Annotated in this window: 17 protein-coding genes and 1 tRNA gene; 8 read left to right on the forward strand and 10 right to left on the reverse strand. The window is 31.6% G+C overall.

Going from position 1 to position 23,022, the window contains the following annotated elements; all coding sequences use genetic code 11:
• Window position 1: 1 nt before the first annotated feature.
• From ftsA to LNQ49_RS16305, 4 genes are all read left to right on the forward strand, one after another.
• Window positions 2–1,384, forward strand: coding sequence for a cell division protein FtsA (ftsA, locus tag LNQ49_RS16290; protein ID WP_229990082.1), 1,383 nt, complete (start codon window positions 2–4; stop codon window positions 1,382–1,384).
• A 52-nt stretch (window positions 1,385–1,436) separates the two neighbouring features.
• Window positions 1,437–3,395 (forward strand): cell division protein FtsZ, encoded by a 1,959-nt coding sequence (ftsZ, locus tag LNQ49_RS16295; RefSeq protein ID WP_229990083.1) that lies wholly within the window; start codon window positions 1,437–1,439, stop codon window positions 3,393–3,395.
• 193 nt (window positions 3,396–3,588) lie between these two features.
• Window positions 3,589–4,038, forward strand: coding sequence for a GatB/YqeY domain-containing protein (locus tag LNQ49_RS16300; RefSeq protein WP_129540971.1), 450 nt, complete (start codon window positions 3,589–3,591; stop codon window positions 4,036–4,038).
• Window positions 4,039–4,101: 63 nt separating this feature from the next.
• Window positions 4,102–4,175, forward strand: a tRNA-Arg gene (locus tag LNQ49_RS16305).
• A gap of 279 nt (window positions 4,176–4,454) precedes the next feature.
• Here the strand turns inward: LNQ49_RS16305 and LNQ49_RS16310 are convergent.
• From LNQ49_RS16310 to LNQ49_RS16320, 3 genes are all read right to left on the reverse strand, one after another.
• Window positions 4,455–4,916 carry a hypothetical protein gene (locus LNQ49_RS16310; RefSeq protein ID WP_229990084.1) on the reverse strand — a complete coding sequence of 154 codons (462 nt, stop codon included), beginning with the start codon at window positions 4,914–4,916 and terminating at the stop codon, window positions 4,455–4,457.
• A 270-nt stretch (window positions 4,917–5,186) separates the two neighbouring features.
• On the reverse strand, window positions 5,187–5,618 hold the full coding sequence (locus LNQ49_RS16315; protein WP_229990085.1) for a DMP19 family protein: 432 nt from the start codon (window positions 5,616–5,618) through the stop codon (window positions 5,187–5,189).
• A gap of 145 nt (window positions 5,619–5,763) precedes the next feature.
• Window positions 5,764–6,663: an Imm44 family immunity protein gene (locus LNQ49_RS16320; protein ID WP_229990086.1), complete on the reverse strand. Its 900-nt coding sequence runs from the start codon at window positions 6,661–6,663 to the stop codon at window positions 5,764–5,766.
• A 424-nt stretch (window positions 6,664–7,087) separates the two neighbouring features.
• Between LNQ49_RS16320 and LNQ49_RS16325 the strand changes: the two genes are divergently transcribed.
• From LNQ49_RS16325 to LNQ49_RS16340, 4 genes are all read left to right on the forward strand, one after another.
• Window positions 7,088–7,549: a nuclear transport factor 2 family protein gene (locus tag LNQ49_RS16325; protein WP_229990087.1), complete on the forward strand. Its 462-nt coding sequence runs from the start codon at window positions 7,088–7,090 to the stop codon at window positions 7,547–7,549.
• 784 nt (window positions 7,550–8,333) lie between these two features.
• Complete coding sequence (locus LNQ49_RS16330; RefSeq protein ID WP_229990088.1) at window positions 8,334–10,124, forward strand: T6SS effector amidase Tae4 family protein; 1,791 nt, start codon at window positions 8,334–8,336, stop codon at window positions 10,122–10,124.
• A complete protein-coding gene (locus tag LNQ49_RS16335; protein ID WP_229990089.1) occupies window positions 10,109–10,564 on the forward strand; it encodes a hypothetical protein in 456 nt (151 codons plus the stop codon). Before LNQ49_RS16330 ends, LNQ49_RS16335 begins: the two co-directional genes overlap by 16 nt.
• A gap of 1,011 nt (window positions 10,565–11,575) precedes the next feature.
• Window positions 11,576–12,193, forward strand: coding sequence for a hypothetical protein (locus LNQ49_RS16340; RefSeq protein ID WP_229990090.1), 618 nt, complete (start codon window positions 11,576–11,578; stop codon window positions 12,191–12,193).
• Window positions 12,194–12,449: 256 nt separating this feature from the next.
• Here LNQ49_RS16340 and LNQ49_RS16345 read toward each other — a convergent pair whose 3' ends face one another.
• The 7 genes from LNQ49_RS16345 to LNQ49_RS16375 form a co-directional block, all read right to left on the reverse strand.
• Window positions 12,450–13,319: a penicillin-binding transpeptidase domain-containing protein gene (locus tag LNQ49_RS16345; RefSeq protein ID WP_229990091.1), complete on the reverse strand. Its 870-nt coding sequence runs from the start codon at window positions 13,317–13,319 to the stop codon at window positions 12,450–12,452.
• A 117-nt stretch (window positions 13,320–13,436) separates the two neighbouring features.
• Complete coding sequence (locus LNQ49_RS16350; protein WP_229990092.1) at window positions 13,437–14,708, reverse strand: acyltransferase family protein; 1,272 nt, start codon at window positions 14,706–14,708, stop codon at window positions 13,437–13,439.
• 47 nt (window positions 14,709–14,755) lie between these two features.
• Window positions 14,756–15,964 carry an anhydro-N-acetylmuramic acid kinase gene (locus LNQ49_RS16355; RefSeq protein WP_229990093.1) on the reverse strand — a complete coding sequence of 403 codons (1,209 nt, stop codon included), beginning with the start codon at window positions 15,962–15,964 and terminating at the stop codon, window positions 14,756–14,758.
• A 52-nt stretch (window positions 15,965–16,016) separates the two neighbouring features.
• The gene (locus tag LNQ49_RS16360; protein ID WP_229990094.1) at window positions 16,017–19,013 is read right to left on the reverse strand and encodes a serine hydrolase domain-containing protein; all 2,997 of its coding nucleotides are present in this window, start codon (window positions 19,011–19,013) and stop codon (window positions 16,017–16,019) included.
• An 83-nt stretch (window positions 19,014–19,096) separates the two neighbouring features.
• Window positions 19,097–20,605, reverse strand: a complete 1,509-nt coding sequence (locus LNQ49_RS16365; RefSeq protein WP_229990095.1) for a sodium:solute symporter — start codon at window positions 20,603–20,605, stop codon at window positions 19,097–19,099.
• A gap of 61 nt (window positions 20,606–20,666) precedes the next feature.
• Entirely contained in the window at window positions 20,667–21,494 is an 828-nt protein-coding gene (murQ, locus tag LNQ49_RS16370) for an N-acetylmuramic acid 6-phosphate etherase (RefSeq protein ID WP_229990096.1), read from the reverse strand.
• Window positions 21,495–21,609: 115 nt separating this feature from the next.
• The gene (locus LNQ49_RS16375; protein ID WP_229990097.1) at window positions 21,610–22,809 is read right to left on the reverse strand and encodes an exo-beta-N-acetylmuramidase NamZ family protein; all 1,200 of its coding nucleotides are present in this window, start codon (window positions 22,807–22,809) and stop codon (window positions 21,610–21,612) included.
• Window positions 22,810–23,022 lie beyond the last annotated feature (213 nt).

A 23,022-nucleotide genomic window follows, 5' to 3' on the forward strand; every position in this document is an offset into this window, starting at 1 on the left:
AATGGGAAAAGATAATATTGCAGTAGGTCTAGATATTGGTACAACAAAAATTGTTGCCATGATAGGTAAGAAGAATGAATATGGTAAGCTTGAGATCCTAGGAATAGGAAAATCAAAAAGCTTAGGTGTTGCGAGAGGTGTTGTAAACAATATTACTCAAACAATACAATCTATTCAGCAAGCGATACATGAAGCGGAGAATAATTCGGGTTACAAGATTAAAGACGTAGTCGTAGGTATTGCAGGACAGCATATTCGCAGTATTCAGCATACAGATTACATTAGCAGAAGCAATCCTGAAGAGGTGATTGGTGAAAATGATATTCAACTTTTAATAGATCAAGTTAATAAACTTGCAATGTTACCAGGGGAAGAGATAATTCACGTTTTACCACAGGAATTTAAAATTGATGGACAATCGGAGATTAAAGAACCGATTGGAATGTATGGTGGAAGATTAGAATCAAGTTTTCACGTTGTAGTTGGACAAGCTTCATCTATTAGAAACGTAGGAAGATGTATTCAGAGTTCAGGAATTGAATTATCAGGCTTAACACTAGAGCCATTGGCTTCGGCAGATGCAGTATTAAGTCAAGAAGAAAAAGAAGCAGGAGTAGCACTTATTGATATAGGAGGCGGTACAACAGATTTAGCAATTTTTAAAGATGGAATCATTCGTCATACAGCTGTAATTCCTTTCGGTGGAAATGTAATTACAGATGATATAAAAGAAGGTTGTTCGATTATCGAAAAACAAGCTGAGTTATTGAAGATTAAATTTGGTTCGGCATGGCCGGGTGAAAACAAAGACAATGAAATTGTTTCTATTCCAGGATTAAGAGGAAGAGAGCCAAAAGAAATTTCTTTGAAGAATTTATCAAAAATAATTCATGCACGTGTAGTCGAAATTGTTGATCAGGTTTTTACTGAAGTAAAAGCATACGGACATGAAGATCCTCGTAAAAAATTAATTGCAGGAATCGTTCTTACAGGTGGTGGAGCTCAACTAAAACACATTAAGCAGTTAGTAGAGTACATTACAGGTATGGATACCAGAATTGGATATCCAAATGAGCATTTGGCAGGTAATTCAAACGAAGAAATATCAAGCCCATTATATGCCACCGCTGTTGGTTTAGTAATGAACAGTATTGAAAACAGCACTCAAAGTGCCATAAGAATGGATGTTGTAGAACAACCAAAGGCACCTGTATATAGAGCCCCGGTACAACAGCAACATCATGAGGTTGAAGAATCTTATGTAGAAGCAGTTGAAGAAGTGAAGAAAGTAGTTAAAGAAGAATCGACTGAAACAAAAATAAGAAGATCATTTTTTGACCGCTATGTCGATAAAATCAAAGATTTTTTAGACAACGCTGAATAAGCGATTATAAAACAAGACAAGAATTAATATTTAATATCAAAAAACCAAAAATATGATGGGCAACTCAGAATTTGGAAGCATTTCATTTGATTTACCAAAAAATCAATCAAATGTAATAAAAGTTATCGGTGTAGGAGGTGGAGGTAGTAATGCTATAAACCACATGTTTAAGCAAGGAATTAAAGGGGTAGATTTTATCGTTTGTAATACCGATTCACAAGCGCTACAAAATAGTTCTGTGCCTAATAAAATTCAGTTAGGAGTTAATCTAACAGAAGGTTTAGGAGCAGGTGCTAACCCAGATGTAGGACAACAATCGGCTATCGAAAGCATTGCAGACATCGAAAAGATGTTGGATCGCAATACTAAGATGGTATTTATTACTGCAGGAATGGGTGGAGGTACCGGAACAGGTGCTGCGCCAGTAATTGCACAATTATCTAAGGAAAGAGAGATTCTTACAGTTGGAATCGTTACTATTCCGTTTCTTTTCGAAGGAAAAGTACGTCAGGAGCAAGCGCTTTTGGGTATCGAAAAGTTACGTAAGCAAGTTGATTCATTAATTGTAATCAATAATAATAAATTAAGAGAAGTATACGGGAATCTTGGATTTAAAGCAGGATTTTCTAAAGCGGATGAAGTTTTGGCAACAGCCTCAAGAGGTATTGCTGAAGTAATTACGCATCACTATACTCAAAATATCGATTTACGTGACGCCAAAACGGTATTGTCAAACAGTGGAACCGCTATAATGGGATCATCTACTGCATCTGGAGAAAACAGAGCAAAAGATGCTATTATTTCAGCATTGGATTCTCCATTGTTAAATGATAATAAAATTACTGGAGCCAAAAACGTATTGTTGCTTATCGTTTCAGGTTCTAATGAAATCACACTTGATGAAATAGGTGAGATCAATGATCACATTCAAGTAGAAGCTGGTTTTAATGCTAATATCATTATGGGGGTTGGTGAAGACGAAACTCTTGGTGATGCTATTGCTGTTACAATCATTGCTACAGGTTTTGATGTTGAACAACAAAATGAAATTGTAAATACAGAGCCTAAAAAAATTATACATACGTTAGAAGATGAGCAAAGAAGTGTTCATAATTTGACGAATAAAACACTTACTTCTTTTGATTTAAATGCTGAAACACCATCAACACCAAAAGCAGAAGAAAAAATTGTTTTTGAATTACTTGACGATGCACCTGAACCTACAGCAGTAGCGCCAATTGTTCAAGCACCAGTGATTAACGAAGATGAATTAGTTGTAATGTCTGAATTTATTAAAAATTTGGATGTAACTTTTGAAATCGTTTCTCCGATTACAGATATTGATTTTACAATTTCAGCTCCGGAAGTTGCCCCTGTAAGAGCTGTTCAACATAAAATCGTAGAAAAAGAAGAGCAAACTACTTTTTCTTTTGACTTGCCTCTTTTTAGAGCTGAACCAGAAGTGAAAGCAGAGCCAGTAGTAGAAGATACTAGAGTTTTGTTTGAATTAACAAATGAAACACGTGATATTAAAGTAAATCAGCCAGTACAATTCGTACCAGTTACGGAGCTTTCTGATAACGGAATTATCAAGTATTCTCTTGAAGAGTATATGGAACTTGAAAATGATTTAACTTCATCAAAACCTGCTGAAAAAGTAATTGAAGAAGTTATTCCAGAAGAGTTGAATATTACAGTTCACCAAAGAGCAGTAGCGCCAGAAACTAATTTTTCTGAAGAAGTATCTCCAATGGAGTTAACTATCGAAGAAACATTACGATTAAGAGCTGACGAAAGAAGAAAAAAATTAAAAGAATTTAATTATAAGTTCCATAATAATGTTTCTAGAGTAGAAGAATTAGAGAAAGAACCAGCCTACAAAAGATTAGGTATTGATCTTTCAAACAGTTCACAAAACAATACAAACTCAAGAATCTCTGTAGGAACAGATAGTAATAATGATTTGCAGTTGCGTTCTAATAATTCATTTTTGCACGACAACGTAGATTAATACGCTAAAATCAAAATGAGGTAACCCGAAAATTGAATTTAATTTTCGGGTTATTTTTTTTATCTTCGCACAGAATTAAGAAATTTGACTTTCTTTTGAAGTTTTAAAAGAATTTTTAATTTCATGGAGACATAAAGTCCCGTATAATAAAATGTCAATCTATAAGCCTAGCTTATTTAAAAATAGAACTAAAATGAGTTTACAAACAACCATCATGGACGAAATTAAAAACGCCATGAGAGCAAAAGATACTGTAGCATTGGAGGCTTTAAGAGCTATTAAATCAGAAATGTTATTGGCTGCTACAGCTTCAGGAACAAAAGAAGAATTAACAGAAGACGATGAAATTAAATTACTTCAAAGACTAGTTAAAACTCGTAAAGAAAGTGCTAGAATTTTTACAGAACAAAATCGTCCTGACTTGGCTGAACCAGAATTAGCACAAGTAGCGGTAATCGAAAAATTCTTACCAGCACAATTAAGTGAAGAAGAAATAGAAGCTGTAATTGCTAAAATTATTGCTGAAACTGGAGCTTCAGGAATTGCATCAATGGGGAAAGTTATGGGATTAGCTTCTGCTCAATTAGGTGGAACTGCTGAAGGAAAAACAATCTCAGCAATTGTAAAGAAATTATTAGTATAAAAAATAGATCGTAGTATTCAGATTCTAAATGAGAATTTAAAATCTGAATACTATAATCAAAATGACTGCGTAGTTCAACTGGATAGAATATCAGATTTCGACTCTGAGGGTTGTAGGTTCGAACCCTACCGTGGTCACTGAATAAAAAAAGCCTGAGAATTTATATTCTCAGGCTTTTTTTGTGGTTCGAAAATTTTCAATATTTTCTTATAGACCTTGAAAATGCCTATATTTAAAGGAGATTTTGGTTCGAACCCCTTCATGGATTTGTTAAGTTTTACGATTCTATTTTAGAGCCTTAAGTTAAAGTTTAGTCTCATTGAACTCTTTTTTAAGTTATCTAATTCAAATAAAAATAACATTTTTCCTTTAATTAAGTAGTAAAATCCGTTGTAATAGCTGTCACGTAAAAGTTTTTATAATCCTATAAAAAGTGTGTCGTTAAAGTGTTCTTTAGCAAAATCCATTGAGAGAATTTCAATAGTTTCGATTTTAAAGTCAGGAATAGTTTTGCCATCAATAGTAGCAGAGTAAATCTTATCTACGAGTTTAACTGGTGGATAAATTACTAAACCGTCAAAAGGATATTTTGTAAAGAAGCTATGATCTAAATCAAAGCCAAAATTACTCTCAGCTTTTATAAGTTCGCTAATTTTTGAACCAATTCCAAAACCATTTAGTAGTTTTCCTTGGTAACCTTTTTCACAAACCATTGAACTTATTTGACCTGAAAATATATCTATCTCAATTTTAAATTCATTATTATTTGTTCTTAGAGTCAGATATAAATATTCATTATCTAATGTATGTTCAATAACTTTCTGAATGTTTTTTTTGTTTAAAAGTTCATTTGTCAATACATATTCAAAGTCAGTCAAAATGTTTTTAAAAGTTACGCCACCTACACCAATTTCTGGAACGATGTCTGAAGTTATATCAAATTGAGTTAATCCTTTTATCTTTTCTATGCGTCTAGTGCTTTCATGTCATATAATGTTCTAGTACTACAGCGGGTTTGGTATAAATTGGAGCCATTCTTCGGATTTGCCAAATCATTTAAAATGCAAAATTATTTTTCCATAAATCCTATTGCTCAAATTCGTTGTAATGGCTATTAGCTGTAGTTGCTTTTGCAGTCAGTTTTATATCTACTTTATTATTTCGTCAAGATGCGCTTTAACATAGTTAATCCTTAATTGTACATAATGATCTAATTCATAAAATTTGTTGTCAAGAGGATCAAAATAAGGGTTCCGGTCATCAGCATATAGCTCTCTGTCTCGTAAATAAATTTCTTTTGATTTAATTGCAAGTTCAAGAAATTCATTTGCACCAAATTCGCTCAATCCACCAATTGCGTCGTCAATATATTCGTTTTCATTGTTAAAGTAAAATTGGTCAAACCCGCCATTGAAAACTTCATTGTCAAGAATATTAGTTGATACAACTCTTCTTTGGATTTGATTAAGAATCTTTCCTTCAAATTTTATAGTTAACAAATAATCAGCTACTTCAAAGTCAAAATCGTCGTCAGATTGAGTTTTAAGTTTTTCTTTCAATTTTATCAAATCAATGCTCATATGTTTTTAATTTGCAATTAAAGCTAAAGTTAGGGTGCTACAGAGGGTTTGATACTAAATTAAGTCCATTCTTAGAATTTTTAAAATCATGCAAATACAAAATTAATTTCCATTAGTCTTGATAATCAGATTGTTGAATTCGGTATTAGCATTGACTTTTTTGTTTTTCATAGGTATTCAGTATGTTTTCCATTATATTGTAAAATCCCTCCTTATTAAAATCCTTTGGCTTTCTTTTTAAGTCGTCATAATCGTTTATGCCTTCGAGTATTTTTGCTTTCAATAATCGATATTGTTGCTGTTCATCAAGTTTTTTTATTTCCGAATAATCAAGGTGTTTTACTACAAGATAGTTTTTGTATTTAGTTCCGTATCTTTTATAGTTCTCTGTTTGTTTCAAAAATGTTGCAAAGCCACCATTGAAGTCATAAAGTTCAAATCCAAAGTCTACGGTAGTAACAGATTTACCGAATGTTCTGCCAGCAATCTTATTATTTATATAATCCTGAACTTCGTTAAGGTCAAAATAGATTTTGCTTTTGTCAACTTCGATTGTTTCTGTTCTTCTAAAAATAAAACGAGTGGTGTCAAAAAATTTGATAACAGCTCGATCTGTTTCATTTTGGTCTAATAACAAACATTGGCTTTTTAAATATTGTTTGTAGTCTTCAAACAAATTGTCTGCATTAAAATCCTTTGGCAAAGGAACTCTTTGTTCTAAATATTTAACTAGAACTAAAGACGCATTGAGAAGTAACTTCAATTTTTCGTCATCATTTGCTGTGTCAAAAAGTTGCTTGTCAACATGAGCAGACAAGTGAGCGCAAGTAGAATAAATACTATCAGTTTGTCGATCAAAATTTACATTTTGTTCAACATAAATATCAAAACGAAAAAGTCCGACACCTACTCCATAATTTTTATCGGAAATAAAATCAAGGAAAACATTTATAGCTTTTTGTTCAATTACCTCAAATTCTTTTTCAAAAATATGCTGGTTGACTAAAAACCAACATCCATATTTCTTTTTGTTGTCATTTTTCATTTTAGACTTTCGGCTCTTTTTATACTATTTGTTATCTGATAAATATCAGTTGATTTTTATTTCGTAAACTATCAATTACACATCTATTAGAATCTTTAAATCCTCTAACAAAAGGTTCGAATTCTGTACCGTCAAGGTCACAAAATAAAAAAAGCCTGAGAATTTATATTCTCAGGCTTTTTTTTATAGCTTGAAGTTTATTTTAGGCTCTGCAAAGGAGGTTACTTTTTAGGTAGATAATCAAATTACGGTTGCATTAGATGTTAATAGAATTCCTTTTTTTAATTCTATTTTGATAAAGCAAAGTTGTACTCAAAATAAGTTTTATTTTATAGATTAAGAGTACGGTATTATAAATTAAAACCTTTAAAATATTTTTATACTGGATATTTGCACTCATTATTAACAATTTAAAATTTTAAAAATGAGAAAAGTATTTTTATTTATTTCCCTTTGTTTTTTGTCTTTTAATACGAATGCCCAAGCTACTGATGCTGACAATGACTGGCTTTTGGTTCAAAAAACACTCAATCTTTACATAGATGGTCAAGCCACTGGAGATTCACTTATGGTCGCTACGTCATTTCATGACTCTTGGCAACTGAAATATTTTGCTGAAAATAAATTTAATATTGTACCTAAATCAAAGTATATTGTAGGTTATAAAAAACATCCTAAATCTAATAATTGGTCAGGGCGTATTGTGTTTATGGATATTACAAACGACATAGCCAATGCCAAAGTCGAAATTAGTACTTCAAAACTTTTATTTGTAGATTATTTCCATCTTATGAAAATAGATAAGAGTTGGTTTATCGTAGACAAGATTTCAACAAGAACACCTCATAAAATAGTTGAACTGCCAGCTCCCAATACAAAAGGATAGGTCAATTTATTTTTTATACAGTTTTACCTCATTTTAATTCAAGTATTATATATGATGTGATTATGAACGAAACTAAAAACACAATACTCTGGATCTTCCAAGCTTATTAGCAATTTTTATTGTAATATATATAGACGATATAAACCAAAGTATATAGATAATCAATACAGTAATTAAGAATGATGTTGTAATATGATCCATAACTTTTTATGTGAAATTATTGATGTTTTATGCAATTTATCAATTACTAATGTATTTGAAACCAAATGATCTAATAATCTTCTCTTAGAAGTTTGTAGGCTTCCCTGAAAGACTTTCAAGCCCTTCAGGGAAATTCTGCATGAAGTCTAGTGTCATGATTTAAAGTTTTTGATTATTTTTTAGTAACAAATATATTTTTACAGGATATGTATGCATCATCTTTTCTAGTGTTTCTTAATTCATAGTCAGTTGTTGCCAAACCATTATTGTCTATATGTACTAATCTGGAATCGAACCCATATTTTTGTCCACATCTTGTTGCATTATTTAACTAGGAAACAAAATCTGAATGCTCTCCGAAAGATTTGAGTTTTAATGTAATTTCTACGTCCGATGTGTTGTTTAAACAACTTATTTTTAATTATTTAATAAATAAGAAAACCTATGAATAATTAAAAGACAAATACTATGAAAAAATATTTGTAAGAATTTTTGTTATATATTTACTCAAATTAAAGTACCTATAACTTCTGAATTAAGAATCTTGAAGTACAAAATCTTAGTAACCAATAACCATAAATAGATGAAAAAAATCAAATTAGGAGCGATCCTTGTTTTAATTTTATTAGTGTTTTCTAACTGTAATTATGAAACATCAGAAAATGCGCAAGCGGTAAGCGCGACAACAAAATTATTATCTGGGATAAAAGAAGAAAATATAAGTCTTGATGAAATTAAAAAAGATTACTATTTAAGTCCAATTTTACAAAACACCTCAAAAAAACTTAAACAAAACACAAACAATTTAAAAAATCAAAATCAAAATTTATTTAATTTAGATTTATCAAACCGAGTAAAAAAATATATACTAAACGATTATACTTCTTATACAATACCTATAATTAATGATTCTGGAAATTGTTATATTTTTCAAAATCTTGTAATTGAAAAAGATGCCCTAAGGGATGCCGCTTATCTTGTGACATACTATCCCGATGAAAATTACAAAGAATCTATACAAAAGCATCTTGTAAATCCAGATGACAATATTGATTTCACAGGAAGTAAAACGATTGAATATTTATACTATAAACGAAAAGTAAACATTGATAAAACAACAACTAATACAAATAAAGGTACAATTGAAATAGGTTCAGATGGAGTAATAGATGAACCTCTAACCATTTGCGTAACAACCTACACCCCTAAACAATGTACTGCAGGAGGGAATCATTCTCCAGGACAGTCATGCACTGGCACGACTGGGCAACAACCTGGTTGGATTGTCTCCGAAAGTTGTACTCCTATTCCGCGTCCTACTGATCCTGGTCCTGGTCCTTATCCTGGTGGATGTAAGGGTTGTGTAACAACTCCTACAACTCCAAGTCAAGGATCAGGTGCTTTTTTCCCTCCAACTAGCCCAAGCCCAGATTGGACACCAGAATTTATTTGTGTTGCTACAGGTCCAGGAGGAGCATGTACTAAAGTAATACCTTATACTCCTATTTTAACTATACCTATGTATGATCCTTATAATTACTACACTAATGTACTAAGCCGCGAAGAAATTGACCTATTGCTAAGAGCTGAATATCATGATGCTAGAAAAAGTATTGATTTTTATTTAGAAAGCAATAAAACATTAGAAGGTGGTTACACTCGAGAAACTGGAATTTTTGTATCTTGGACACTTGATTATTTCAAGAATAATCGTGATACAACATTTGAACAATTCGAGAATTGGTTTATGGGAACGTCTGAGGGGACTGATGGGGATTATGATGCTACTTATTGGGAAAATCCGAATCTTATTTTTCAACAACAAAATTTACCGACATTTGAAAATTTCAAAAATGCGTGCCCAAGTAAATACACAAACGCAGAAACTCTTTGTACTAATATTGGTGGAGAAGTCTTAAAAATGTATAATGATGTTATTGCAAGTGGGGCTAAACTAAATACTTGTGCAATTCGAATGTCAAAAGCATTTAATGATGCAAATGTAATAATTCCTTCATTGCCTGATAATCCAAATGGAACTAAAAACACCATCAAGGATAAAGATGGCAGAAATTATATTATAAATGCGAAAGCTTTAAATACTTGGATGAAAAAAACCTTCGGGACAAACCCATCAAATTACCAGCACTATGATGCTTCTAAAGGAGGAAATAAGGGAGAAATTTTCCCTAGTTTATTTACTGGTAAAAACGGTATCTATACAATGGTTGCTAGAGATGCAATTCAAAAAGATTGGGGATCAGGACATGCTGATCTATTAGAAAATGGTAGTTGCTTACTAAACTGTCATTTTTATGATATTACGAATCAATTTGTACCTGTTAAATTTATTGATGTATGGTATTTAAACTAAAAAACATAAAGAGCAAAATAGTTTTAATAACTAGTTGTTTATTAATTTCATGTGGGACTTATAAACGAGATAAATTTGAATACCACTTTGGAGATGAGAACAATAAATGGATAAATATGTTTAAAACAAGAGTTTATTTTTCCTGTATACAGAAAGGGTATAAGGATAAAAATATCTTCGAATTAATATCCAAAGAAGACCTTATGGTGCCTTACGATCCTATTTATTTTGAATATGGAAAAATAGATACTTTAACTACAAAAATAATAAAAAACATACCTAAGCCAATTTATCCGAATTGTGACGATTGTAGTGAAGAAGAACAACAAGAAATAATTAAAAAAAATTATATCTGTGCAACCTGCTTAAATTATTATGCAAGTCGAGAGTTAGATTCTATTGCTAAAGCAGCATATAAAAAGTATCAGAAAACAGAATAATATAAAAAGAATAATTATTTATTCCAATTAGCAGCATTTCAATATTTTGAATGCTGCTTTTTTTATTTTAACTGAGAATAGACTTCAAGATGATGTCTTTATCATTTTAAATATGTAGAAAGTTTATTTGTGAAGATTGGTTTTGTGTTTTTAAGTTGATTTTAATTTTGTACAGTTTTGCCTCATTTTTATTTAGATAATATTCTTAGATGTGTATATTGCTTCAGTATGAAACAAGAGGCTTAAATTTGAGCTTATTATGATATTTAAATAATTTATTTTTCCTCTGAAAGCACGAGGTTCGATGTATTTTTCGCCTTAAATTAAAATACCATTTATTGTGAAAACAAATAACAGCGAAAGAGAAGAAATTATTAGAGATAATAGAGTAGCTAGACTGCTTTGGTTTGGTTTAGGATTTGTGTTTTCGCTTATTATTTCCCGTTTGTTATAAATCAAATAACTTTGATATTGGGAGAATGTAAATGATTTCAATGAAAAAATATATTATGAAGTGGGTAGGAGTATGGTAGTTCTGGTTTTGAAGTGTATCTCTTTTTAAATAATCGGTTTTTAATAAAAAGGTATTTCTATTACTTTGCCTAGTTTTATTTTAAATAATTCGGGGACGTACAGAAACAACTTCGCCCACTCATTTATATAATCTGATTTTTTTACATCTATCTTAAAGTCATTTGGATATTGTAATTCGTTTTGAATATATTAGTAGATAAGCGTTAATAAGGGATTAACTAAACCTATTTTGCCCTGTAAAATGTAAAATGAAAGGAGAAAAAATTATCAGAATAACAAACGAGAAAAATTAAGAACTTCAAAAAGTATAATTCTTTTTTACTTTAGCATTAATGTTAACTAATTGAGAGGTTGAGGATGATGTAGCAGAGTAGTTACAATTGTAATTAAAAAGTTGATTATCAATGTTAAGAATAAGATTTTATTAAAAGTGAATTATTTTGAAAAACAAAAACTAAAAACAAGCAATATAATACTATGAAAAAAAGTTTTTTCCTATTCATTTGTATAGTTTTAAATTTCAACATTATTTTATCTCAAAAAATAGAGTTAGATACTACACAATTTACAAAATTTGACAGCATTAATCATAAAAGAATTTATGAAATTGGAATAATTGATTATCCACTAGGTTTTGAGTTGATTGAAATGAATAATGGAGATTTTGTTGGGAATGTAAAAATAGCATTGATTAGGAAAGAAGGAAAAAAATCAAAAGAATTTATTACAAAAATTTCAATAGACAAAGTTATAGTCAAAAAATTAATGGCTAAATTAAATAAAATTGGAATTGAAACAATTATAAATTGTGAAGAGAACAACGACTGTGTTATTGGATATGATGGAAGTTGGATGGGTTTTAAAATTAGAACACATTCCTTAAATAGGAAGTATTTATTTTGGGGACTAATGTTATACTATGATTTTGAAACCGAAATGCCTTATAATAGAAAACAAGCATACAAAATATTGAAGGTTTTAGATAAAAGTATAAATTTTAAACGAACATTTTTCGAAGTAGAGAAAGAGCTATCAATTGGGAAATATTACTATTATTTTGGAGGTGGTGCAGAAACAAGTTTCGAGAAGAAATAATGTTTTATAAAAAGCAAATAGATTTTAATTTTGATAAAAGATCTAGAGGTAAAGAATTTCTGTGGATAAAAGAAGATAGTGAAAAGTATCTACTTTGGTTTAGGATTTGTGTTTTCGTTTATTATTTCCCATTTGTTATAAATAAAATGACTTTGATATTAGAAAAATGTAAATGATTTCAATGAAAAAATATATCATTAAGGGAGGTAGAAGTACGATACGTTTTGAAGCTTGAAGCATATCTTTTTTTAAATAATCAGTTTTTACTTGTGATAATATCTAGATCTTTAAAAACAGATTTAGTGATATCTTTTCGGCAGTTCCCAAAATTAGGAGTATTGGATTTTCTGTCTTGTAAAAGGCGTGTTGCAAAAAAGTAAGTGCCTTTTTTATTTATAATGTAGCCAGTCCACCAGCCTGTATTAATATTGTTTTCTCTTGTCCAACCTGTTTTTGAGTGGATAGTGTATTCTTTGTTTTGTTCAGTTATCATTACCCTTTTTACTATCTCAATATTTCGTTTTGAAAAGGGTAATTTTTCTTCGTAAAGTTTTTTAAGGAATTTCACTTGATTGATTGGTGAAATCGCAAATGCACCAAAATTCCAAAAATCAGCATCTGTTTGGGAGAGGTTACCATTTCCGTAATTGCAAAGCGTTAAATACTTTTTGTAATTCTCCTTGCCAATTTTCTTTGCTAATTCTATAAATGCCCAGCCTGCTGATACTTCAAAGGCTTCTTTTACTGTTATATCGTGATAAATAGAGGGACGATAATCATATTTTAGAGTATCTGTAGTTCCAGGCCATTTTACAATGTCATTTTCACTAGAAATAGTGTTTGTTTCTAATGCAATAAGTAGATTGATGATTTTAAAAGTTGACGCGGGTAAGGTTTCTTTTTTTGTACCAATTGTATCCGATAAAATCCATGTGTGGGAGTTGGTATCATAGATTGCAATTGAACCATCGACATTGCAGTTTTCAAAATATTTTTTAAAATCTTGACGCACCACAATTGTACCACCATTTTTTAAGAGTGAATTACTAGCAATTCTATTACTTGATGCACAAGAGAAAAAAAGCCCAATGCATATAAATCCGATAAATACATATTTCAATTTCATTTGCTGCGGTTGAATATTGTTCGTACTTATTTATAAACTTAAAAAAGGAGAGACGATTATTAGTCGTCTCTTTTTCTTGAAATATTTTTTAACCTAAACGGATAAAAAGTAATGAGATTATACTTTAAAAATAAGTTTCTTTTTATAGAAAACCCATAGAATAAGTGACCAAAATATGGCGTATGATATAGCGTATGCTAATGATGAATTCAGTGGATTTTCAAAACAAGGAGCAATACCAAATTTATAAATTAAAGTTTGTAGGTTGATTTCTTCTGTAGCTATTTCGGGATTCTGTACTTTAATAGAGCTTAAAACTCTTGGTATGATACCTGAAAAGAAAAATACAATCATCGGGTTTACTCCCCAAATTAAAAAGAGTTTTGTCCATTTTTTATAGTTTGCTACATCTATGATGTAATACAATATCGTTAAGCATACTGTTGCAATACCGGCTGTATACAAAACGTATGAGCTTGACCATAATGATTTGTTTATTGGGAATATAATGTTCCAAAGTAAACCAGTAATCACTAGAACAATTCCAGCGATGGCTAATTTTTTTACAATTTCAATTTTAGGGATTTGTAAGTTTAGTATTTGTCCAATAAACATTCCTAAGATTCCTGTGCCTATAGCTGGTAAAGTGCTCAAAATCCCTTCAGGATCCCAAGTTTTAGAGTAGCTCCATAAATGTCCGTTTAATAATAAATTGTCTAACCAAGCTGCTAGATTTGTTCCTTTTTCAAAATTGGGTGCGCCAAATCCTGGTACTGGAACAAAAGCCATTAGAGTCCAATACCCTAATAAAATGGAAACAGCAATTAGAAGTTGTGTTCTTAGATTTGTTTTTAAATACAATAGGGATGCAAAGAAATATACAATTCCTATTCGTTGTAAAACACCTGGGATTCTTACATCTTGATATGCTTCTATTTGACTGTACGCTAAGAATAATAGTATAGCAAAGATTCCTAAAATGAGGTAGGTTTTTATCTTTAAAGTAAAATTTCCTAAAAGGGCATAAGCTACCCCAAAGGTTATTGCTAGTCTAAGTAGTAATAATGGGATTCCTTCTAAACCAAATAATTGGATTCTGCTGAAGTAAGCTAAAAACAATCCTAAACAGAAAATTCGCAAGGAGCGAACTAAGATTTTATTAAAAACACTAAAGTCTAAATGTTTTGTTGGCATCGCAAATGGGATTGCTGTTCCCATTATAAAAACAAAAAAAGGAAAAACTAAATCGGTAGGAGTACAGCCATTCCATTCTGCATGTTCTAATGGTGGATATATGGAGGCCCAGCTTCCCGGGTTGTTGACTATTGTCATTAATAAAATAGTAAATCCTCTAAATACATCTAGCGATATTAAACGTTCTTTGGTCATTGGTTTGGTTTGTTTTTGGTTTCGTTATTTATTTAAATAAGGAATTTTTAGCTTGGAAAAGAGATTTTGCCCATTGCTACTGATGGAATGCCTTTGCGTGTTCCAAAATCTGAAGTTCCTCCTGAAACAGTTTCATTTGCCAAAACAGCAAATAATATGGCTTCTTTTGCATCTCCAGAAATACCTAACTCGGCAGTGTTTGAAAACTCACAAGGTAATAGTTCTTTGAGCCAGCTTACTAATAAAGGATTGTGTGCACCTCCACCTGACATATAAATAGTGAAACTCTCAATAGAATAGGATGTGTTTTTTATAGTTGAATGTATGGCACTGGCAATAGTCTCGGCACTAAATCGTGTTAATGTTGCCAATAAATCTTCAATAGTACTATTCTCTGTGTTGCTTTGGATTTGCGCTTTTCTAACATATTCAATATTGAAAAGTTCTGGTCCAGTTGTTTTTGGAAATGGAGCATGAAAGAATTCATTTTCTTTTAAGGCTTTCAGAAGAGCAGGGTTTACGGTGCCTTTTTTTGCAATTTCAGCATCTTTATCGTAAGATTTCTCAGGAAACGAAAGTCTGGTAAAAGCATCGATTAAGGTATTTCCTGTTCCTGTATCTGTAACAAAAACTTCTTCTGGATTACTACTTGATGGCAAGTAGGTGAAGTTTGCAATTCCGCCCATATTAAGCATAATACGATTGGCTCCTTTTTTTGTAAATAGAAAATAATCTCCATAAACAGCCAGTGGAGCACCCTCGCCACCTGCTGCAAGGTGTTTTTGTCTGAAGTCAGAAAGAGTGATGATTCCTGTTTTTACTGCAATATGATCTCCATCGCCAATTTGTAAAGTTGCATTTGGAAATTTTTCTTGTTGATGTAAAATCTTTGGGGCATGAAAAACGGTTTGTCCGTGTGAGGCAATTAAATCAACTTGGTCGGTTGGGATGCTCCAACGTTTCAAACAGTCCAAAATGATATTGGCATGAAGAACGCCAATCCACTCATTTAATAATACGAGTTTTTGAAAATCGATTGTTTGCTTAGCAAATACACTTCTAATTTCTGATTTTATTTCTTCTGAATAATCAACAGTATCAAATTGAGTTAATTGAACAGTTGTATTTTCGCCTGAACCTGAAATCTCGCATAAAGCTACATCCAGACCATCCAAAGAAGTACCTGACATTAATCCGATAATATTTCGGGAAGGTTTTTGGGCAATTTTATACAGTAATTCCAGATTTGCGTTCATGATCTTTGTTGTTTAATAAATAGAACTATTCTTTAACTTGTTGGGTGTGTGTTTATTTTATAATAGCGTCCTGAATTATTTGCTGGATATCTTCTCGGATTTTTCCTTTTGATAATTTATTCTCGTCATTAATAACACCCGGATAGGTTCTGTTGGATAAAAATACATAAACAATTTCTGTTTCTGGATCTACCCAAGCAATGTCTCCTGTAAATCCTGTATGTCCAAAACTAGATGGAGAAACACAAGCACAAGTAGGTCCGCCTTTTTCTATTCTTTTATCAAAACCTAAACCTCTCTGTACTCCTTTATCGGCATAATAACAAGTATTGAATGCATCAAATGTTTGCTCTGAGAAGTATTGTTTATTGCCATAATTTCCTTTTTGTAAAAAGAGCTGCATCATTTTGGCAACATCCATGGCATTAGAAAATATTCCAGCATGACCAGCTACTCCGCCTTCCATTGCTGCTGCCATATCGTGAACATATCCTTGAATCACTTGATATCTGAAATAATTATCTATTTCGGTAGGGGCAATGTTATTTTTGTCGAATTTGTTTAATGGATTGTAAAGCGTGTTATTCATTCCGAGTGTGCTATAAAAATTTTGCTGGCTCAGATCTTCTAATTTTTTATGTGTTTTTCTTTCTAAGTATTCTTTCAGGATAATGAAAGTGAAATCACTATATCTGTATTCTTTTTTAGCCGATACTGGACTATCAGCAATAATCTTCATGATGGTGTCGTGATAGTCATTTCTAATAAAAAGACCATCTGCTACCTTTGTAGAAAATTCAGATTCGGCTACTCTACGATAATATTTAGCCGAAGGTTTGCCTTGACTGTCTAGTGTTGCTTTGTAAAACGGAATCCAAGCTTGTAGCCCTGCATAATGGGTTAGTAAATCCTTGAAAGTGATATTCTCTTTGTTTGTTTTTGCAAAAAGAGGTACCATATCTTTTAATTTGGTATCTAGATTTACTTTATCATTATCGTATAGTTGCATTACATTAGGTAGTGTCGAAATCATTTTTGAAAGCGAAGCGACATCATATAAATCGGAATTGGTTACTTTTCTTGTATTATCATAGGTTTGATGACCATATGATTTTTGGAAAATAACATTTCCTTTTCGCGCTACAAGTACTTGCATACCGGGAGTCATTTTGCCATCAATTGCTTTTTGAGCAATAGCATCTATTTTAGATAAAATTTGTGGATTCATACCTACATTTTCGGGAGTTGTAAAACCCAAACGATTTAATTTCTCCGTTGATAATCCATCATTTACATTAAAAGAGGTATTGATAGATACAGGTAATTTTCCTTTGGCTGGGATGGCTCCAAATAGTAATTCTGCCGAAACGATCTGGCTGATATCTGAGTTTTGATAAGAAACTACTAATCCTTCTATATCATCAAAATTAGTGATTGGTAATAATGAATATGGTTTTGTAAAAATATCTAGTATCACTTTGTTGTGCTTTGCAATTTCTTGCAGCCAAACCAATTCGGTTTCTGTAAAATTCTGCTTTTCCCAAGTTTTATTTACTTTATGGAAACCAATGATAACAACATCATATTTTCTTAACTCATCGTTTAGGCTGTCAATATTAGTGTTAGCAACTTCAGTAACGTCTGTGTATTTTTTTAATGTAGTTACAAAATCACTGTTGACATCTTCTCCTAGTTTTACATAAGCGATTTTCTGATCTAGATTTTTGATAGGAAGTATTTCCTTTTCATTTTTTAGAACCGTAATAGCATTTTCATATAATTTATAATGTAAAGCATCATTCTGCGATGGATTAAGATCGTTGTAAATGTTTGCCATATTTATTGGGTTGTATTTATTTAGCCCAGCTTTAAATTTATAATGCAAGATCTTTTTAACCGAATGCGCTAAACGTTCTTCGGTGATGATACCATCATTATAAGCTACTTCAAGTTTTTGAACTGCCACAGGTACATTTTCTGGGCAAAGTAAAATGTCATTTCCAGCAAGAAGTACAGCTATTTCCAAATCACCAGGACCTTTAAAATTACTTGCGCCTTTCATTGCTAAACCATCTGTAAAAATTAAGCCTTCAAAACCTAATTCTTTTTGAAGCAGGTTGGTTACTACATTATAGGAAGCCGAAGAAGGAACATTTGGAGTAGGCTCTAAACTTGGAATATTAAGATGGGCAACCATAACTGATGCTAAGCCCTCATTGAAGATTCGTTTGTATGGATATAACTCAACTAATTCTAAGCGATCTTTTGAGAAATTCACCAAAGGTAAAGCGTAGTGTGAGTCGGTTGACGTATCACCATGTCCCGGAAAATGTTTTCCAGTGCTAAAAACGCCTTGACTTTGTACCCCTTTCATTAAGGCAATGGCTTTATCGCTAACATTAACTTTGTCTTCACCAAAAGAGCGGTTCCCAATAATAGGGTTTTTAGGATTGGTATTGATATCAAGTACTGGAGCAAAATTAAAATGAACTCCGATTCGCTTGTTTTCATTGGCCATATTTCTTCCAACATTCTCAATTAAACTCAAATCTTTAATAGCTCCCAAAGTCATATTCCAAGGATAACGATAAGTAGAATCTAATCGCATACCTAATCCCCATTCGGCATCAATTCCTATGAATAAAGGAACTTTTGCTTTTGATTGGTATTGGTTGGTTAATTTAGCTTGACGTACAGGACCACCTTGAAAAAAGATTACTCCGCCTACTTTATAGTCTTGAATTAATGTATTGACTTGATTTGTATGAATTGAATCTTTATTAGAATAAGCTGAAATCATAAACAACTGACCTACTTTTTCTCGAAGTGACATTTTGTTGTAAATGCTGTCAACCCAATTAGTTTCTTTATCTGAATCTTTAAAAAAAGTTTTTTTCTCCGATTTATTCGGAGCAATATAAACAACAGTATCTTTTGTAAGAGCGTCTTTATTTGAATCTATAATTGTATTGTTTTTTCTGGTAGCACAATTGATAACCAAAAATAAAAATGTGGCGTATAGGCTAATTTTTATGAAGGAATTTTTCATATAATTATTTTTTGAATCAATTAAAAACTACTTGCTCGTAGTTTCTAATTGATTTGTCGATTAGTTATGTTTTTAACGTGGTTTTAAAAACTTATTTTTTCACTGCTGCGAGAGCTAGTCAGATATAATCCTAGATAAGTTATTAATCCATTTAATACTATTAATTCATTATCAAATACGTATCCTGCAAATAATACTTTTGAGTTTTCATTTATCAGATAAGTGAAGAAAGGGGATAATAGGCAGATGAGTGGAACCAGTTTATCATTTACATTTCTTGTTTTTTGAAACAGTCCAAAAGCATATAATCCTAGTAATGGGCCATAGGTATATGAGGCAACTTTAAATATCATTCCAACAACAGAACTGTCATTGATAGAATTAAAGATGAGTATTACAAAGAAGATTAATGCTGAGAAACTGATATGTACCAAATGCCTTATGCGTACAGTATTTTTCTTTTTACTATTTTCGGCTTTATCCATACCTAAGAAATCAACGCAAAATGAAGTTGTTAAGGCTGTTAATGCTGAATCGGTAGTAGCAAAAGTTGCAGCAATGATTCCAAGTAAAAATACAATTGCAGGAACTATAGCCAAATGGTTCAAAGCTATTTCAGGAAAAAGTAAATCGGTTCTTGGTTTGCCTGTAACTAAGTCAGTAGGAATTGCGATTCCGTTTTTGTTAGCATAAATGTATAGTAAAGCGCCAACACTCAAAAAGAAGATGTTAATAACAACAAAGATTCCTGTAAAGGTGAACATGTTTTTTTGTGCTTCGCCAATGTTTTTACAGCTCAGATTTTTTTGCATTAAATCTTGATCTAGCCCTGTCATTGCTATCGTTACAAACATTCCTCCTAATATCTGCTTTATAAAATGGAATTTGCTTCCTAGGAAATCATCAAAGAAAAATATTTTTGAATAGTTACTATTTTTCACTTCTTCAAAAGCACCGATTGCACTTAAATCCATGCGGTCACAAATAAAATAAATAGTAAGAAATACTGAAGTAACTAAGAAAAAAGTCTGTAAAGTATCAGTTATAATAATTGTTTTTAGTCCACCTCTATAGGTATAAGAAAAGATAAGAAGCAGGGAAATTAATACGGTGAATGCAAAAGGAATATTATAATAATCAAATACAAAGCGCTGCAATACGATTACAACTAAATAGAGTCTAAATGCCGAACTTACGGTTCTACTGATTAAGAATATTGAGGCTGCTGTTTTATAGCTGTAAAAGCCCATTCTTTGTTCAATATATCCGTAAATAGAAGTTAAGTTCATTCGGTAATACAGGGGCAATAATAATTTTGTAATTATTATAAATCCTATAGCATTACCTAGTACAAATTGAAAATATTTGAATTGTTCACCACTCGCAGCTCCTACTTCTCCCGGAACCGATATAAAAGTTACTCCAGAAAGAGCAGTTCCTATCATTCCAAAGGCAACTAAATACCATTTTGAGTTTTTATTAGCTGTAAAAAAGGCTTCGTTTCCATCATCTTTTCTGCTGACTCTGTGCGAGATATAGAATAATGTTCCGAAGTAAATGATGATTAGGATTAGGATCGTGCTTGGTGTCATTTTATATCTTTAAAGGTTTATTCTTTTATAAAACTATAAAAGATTTTGAATAGTTTGCTTGTTAAACTTCTAGATTTTTATTTTCTGCTAGTAAAACCGCTCTAACGCTTTTATGTTTTTTTAGTAATTCAGAGGCTAGTTTTTCATCAATCTTAAGCTCTTCTACAATCATTTCGACCCCTCTTTGTACCAGTTTTTTGTTAGACAATTGCATGTCTATCATTTTGTTACCGTAAATTCTACCTAGCTTAATCATAACTGATGTTGAAATCATGTTTAGGACTAATTTTTGAGATGTTCCAGCTTTCATTCTTGTACTTCCGGTAAGGAATTCTGGGCCTACAATTAGCTCAATAGGATGATCTGCCTGCTTTGATATTAAACTAGCACTGTTGCATGAAATACTACCTGTAACGATATTATTTTCTCTAGCTTTTTTTAGTCCGCCAATAACATAAGGCGTATTTCCTGAAGCTGCAATTCCTAGGACTACATCTAAACTCGAAATGTCATAAGCAGATAAATCTCTCCACGCTTGATCAATATCGTCTTCGGCATTTTCTACTGCTTTTCTGATAGCTGAGTCACCACCTGCTATGATACCAATAATCCAATTGTCAGGAACTCCAAAGGTAGGAGGACATTCAGAAGCATCAAGAATACCAATTCTTCCAGATGTACCTGCTCCGATATAAAATAGTCTTCCGCCAAGTTTCATTTTAGAAACAATAATATCTACTAATTTTTCAATATTAGGAATTTGTTTTTCAATTATATCGGCTACTTTTTTGTCTTCATTATTTATATTTGAGAGTAATTCATTAGTACTCATTTTATCTAAATTCGAATAAAGAGATTCTCTTTCTGTATCAGGATTTATTTTTGCCATTTTTTATTTTTTTTACTGATTTCTTTACTGTTTAATTTCTTTTTTGATGGGTTCAATGGTACTATTTCATTGAGTTTTAGTCTGATTTTATTCTATAATAAATAAGGGCATTGCTTTAATAGACTAAATATTTCATGCGCATTTTTTTAAAAGATTCTAAATCCTTTTGCCAGCTCTTTCTTATTTTGCTTTCAGAAATTCCACTTTCAATTTGCTGTTGTAATTTTTTTGTTCCAGCTAGTTTTGTGAAAAAGGGATTGAAGAATTTCGTTTTATCAGAAGTATTTTGATAGGCTTTAATTAGCCATTTTAGTTCTAATCGTGTTAGTTTAGGATAAGCTGTTAGATCTTCACCAAAACATTCTTTTCCATTATATAGGGGATCTTTGGCTCCAAAATTTGGTTTAGGAGTAAAGCTGAAATTTGTTTTTGCTAAATAGGGAGAACCATAAATCTGAAATTGTTTTTCGGTTCCACGTCCCATACTCACATTAGTACCTTCAAAAAGACATAAACTTGCGTATAGGTTTATAGATTGGTCATTGGGTAAATTTGGAGATGGTTTTGCAAGTAAGCTATATTCCATTTTTCGGTTATAATCCAGACATGGTATTACAGTCAATTTACATTGAATTCCATTTTTAAGCCATTTTTCTCCATTAACCATTTGAGCATATTCTCCAATAGTCATTCCGTGAAGTAACGGAATAGGGTGCATGCCTACAAAGCTGGTGAATTCTTTTTCTAAAAGTGGCCCATCGACAATACCTCCATTAGGATTTGGTCTATCAAGTACCATAAGCGGAATCCCGTTTTCTGCACAAGCCTCCATTACATAGTGTAAAGAAGAGATATAGGTATAGAAACGTGCTCCTACGTCTTGTAAATCAAAAATCATAACATCGATTCCTGCTAGCTGTGCTGCCTTTGGTTTTTTGTTGTCCCCATAAAGAGAAATAATTGGCAGTCCTGTTTTAGTGTCTTTTGCATCTACTATATGTTCGCCTGCATCTGCTGTTCCTCTAAAACCGTGCTCAGGAGCAAAAATAGTTTGAACAGCAATTTTTTTCTCTAATAAGAAATCTACCAGATGTGTTTTGTTAGATAAAATTCCTGTCTGATTAGTTACGATTCCTACTTTTTTATCTTTCAATAAAGGCAGGTATTTTTCATAATTATCGGCTCCAGTTTTAATACCAGGATTGTTGATTTCTAACAGGTTGTTTTTTGCAACTGGCTGAAATGTATTCGAATATGATGGAACGTAAAATACAGTTGCTATAAGAAGAGCGCTTTTTGCTATGAATTTTATCATTTTAATTTACGGTTTAGTGGTTAGAAGGCTGAAATTGACTAAATAAAGTTTTTAAATTATTGATTGATTGGTATTCAGTTTTTTGATTGTTGTTGTGAGTTGTAGTTTATTAAAGGTACTGTTTATCTGCAATTTCAGATAGGTCTTTTTATTTTCGTCGAATTATTTCATTTACATCTTCGGTTTGCGAAGATATGATTTTATAATACTACC

It is taken from the genome of Flavobacterium pisciphilum, assembly GCF_020905345.1.
Lineage (GTDB): Bacteria > Bacteroidota > Bacteroidia > Flavobacteriales > Flavobacteriaceae > Flavobacterium > Flavobacterium pisciphilum.